Consider the following 2147-nt stretch of genomic DNA (forward strand, 5'->3'; position numbering starts at 1 on the left):
CGTCTCCAGCATCATCCACGGGCGCGGGTGCGGATCATAAAGGTGTCAAAGCCATACTCGGCGACTTGGAACCAGAGGTACTCCTCGTTCCGGAAATCACGCAGGCTGTCATACATCTTCTTGAAGTCGGCATTCTTGGCCGCGATCTCCTCATAGATCTCATTGGCTGCTTTGTAGGCGGCCTCCAGGATCTCCTGCGAAAAGGGGCGCAGCTGCGCGCCAGCGCCGACCAGGCGCCGCAATGCCGCCGGGTTGCGAGCATCGTACTTCGCTAACATGTCCATACCAGCCCGGGCAGCCGCGTCTTCGACCACCGCCTTGTAGTGCTTGGGCAACTCCTCCCATTTCGCCTTAGTGAAGTAGAAGTGGACCGCCGGTCCGCCCTCCCAAAAGCCCGGATAGTAGTAGAAGGGTGCAACCTTCGCGAAGCCGAGCTTCTCGTCATCATAGGGCCCGACCCATTCGGCCGCATCGATGGTGCCACGCTCCAGGGCCGGGTAGATATCACCTCCGGCGATCTGCTGCGGCACCGCACCCAGCTTGGCCATGACTTGCCCGGCAATCCCTGCCACCCGGAACTTCAGTCCCTGGAGGTCGGCGAGGGTCTTGATCTCCTTGCGGAACCAGCCGCCCATTTGCGTGCCGGTGTTGCCGCCTGGGATGGCGTGAACGTTGTACTTGGCCAGAAACTGGTTCACGAGGTCGTTGCCGCCGGCCTGGTAAAGCCAGGCGGTCTTCTGGCGCGCATTGAGGGCGAAGGGCATGTCGGAAAAGACCGCAAAGGCCGGATCCTTGCCCAGGAAGTAGTAGCCTGGGCCATGGATCATCTCGACCGTGCCATTGCTAACTGCATCGAACGCCTGGAACGTACCGACGATCTCCCCAGCCGCAAAGGGCTGGATCTGGAACTTGCCATCGGTTGCTTCAGACACATACCGGGCGAGGCTTTCACTGGCACCATAGAGGGTGTCCAGGGATTTGGGAAAGGTCGATGACAGTCGCCAGCGAACCTCAGGCATGGACTGGGCGATGGCAGGCTTGGCGAGGGTTCCTGCTGCAAGTCCAGTTGCAGCGACAGAAAGAAACTGACGACGTTTCATGGTTTTTTCCTCCCGACACCGCCATTTGAAGGCGGCTCAATCAGGAGATCACCCGTTTGGGCATGGGACAATAGGAGGAGAGTTCAAGCGCGCCGGCTTGCGCTCGCTAAAAAGAGTTATTGCGCCCCGCTGAACGCGCTCACGCGATGAATGTCTGCAATTGGCACTCCTGCGACGTAAGCCCAACGGCAGCAATCCTCACGTAACCAGACATTCCGAAAAGTGAGTGAATTTCACTGCCTGACCCGAAGGAGGCGTTCAGCCCTTCCCGGAATGGCAGATTGCCGTACGATCGCAAAGTCTGCCCCGGCCGTCCCGTGGGGAGCGGCTCACTGCGACCTATCATACCCCCGTCACGCGCCAGATCACGTCTCCGACATCGTCTGCTACCAGCAGAGCGCCGTCCGGCCCGATCGCCACCCCTACGGGTCGCCCATTGGACTCCTGCTCGTCCTGCGCGAGAAACCCCGTCAGGATGTCACGTGGAGGGCCGGACGGGCGGCCGTTCTCGAACGGAACGAAGATCACCTTGTAGCCGCTGAGCTTGCTGCGGTTCCAGGAGCCGTGTTGGCCAATCACCATTCCGTCGGGGAACCCGGGGAGTGTGCCGGCCGGCAGCCAACACAGGCCGAGCGACGCAGTGTGCCCGCCCAGCGCATAGTCAGGTGTCAAGGCCCGCGCGACCGCAGCCGGGTCCTGCGGCACGCGATCGTCCACCGTCTGCCCCCAGTAGCAGTAAGGCCAGCCATAGAAACCCCCGTCGCGCACTGACGTCAGGTAGTCCGGCGGCGTCTCGTCGCCGAGGCCATCACGCTCGTTGACCACCGTCCAAAGTGTCCCCGAGTGAGGCTCCCAGGCAAGGCCAACGGGGTTGCGCAGCCCTGTCGCGAAGAGGCGGCTCGTGCCGGTGGCAAGATCGATCTCGTATATCGCCGCGCGGCCCTCCTCGGCAGCCATGCCGTCCTCGCCAATGTTGCCGCGCGAACCCACGCCCACATAAAGCTTCGAGCCATCGGGGCTCGCCAGCAGGCTGCGCGTCCAATGCCC

General features: G+C 62.2%; 2 protein-coding genes. Both read right to left on the reverse strand.

Annotation, left to right across the window (positions count from 1 at the left end; all coding sequences use genetic code 11):
* Nucleotides 1-11: 11 nt before the first annotated feature.
* On the reverse strand, nt 12-1100 hold the full coding sequence (locus FS320_RS42100; RefSeq protein WP_152718485.1) for a TRAP transporter substrate-binding protein: 1089 nt from the start codon (nt 1098-1100) through the stop codon (nt 12-14).
* A gap of 342 nt (nt 1101-1442) precedes the next feature.
* The coding region (locus FS320_RS42105; protein WP_192926420.1) for a PQQ-dependent sugar dehydrogenase at nt 1443-2147 on the reverse strand (705 nt) is incomplete at its 5' end.

Source organism: Microvirga tunisiensis (assembly GCF_009296175.1).
Classification (GTDB): Bacteria; Pseudomonadota; Alphaproteobacteria; order Rhizobiales; family Beijerinckiaceae; genus Microvirga; species Microvirga tunisiensis.

Bases quoted from the DNA above. Each gene is read 5' to 3' on its own strand.
- FS320_RS42100 (WP_152718485.1), bottom strand. From the start codon at position 1,100: ATGAAACGTCGTCAGTTTCTTTCTGTCGCTGCAACTGGACTTGCAGCA.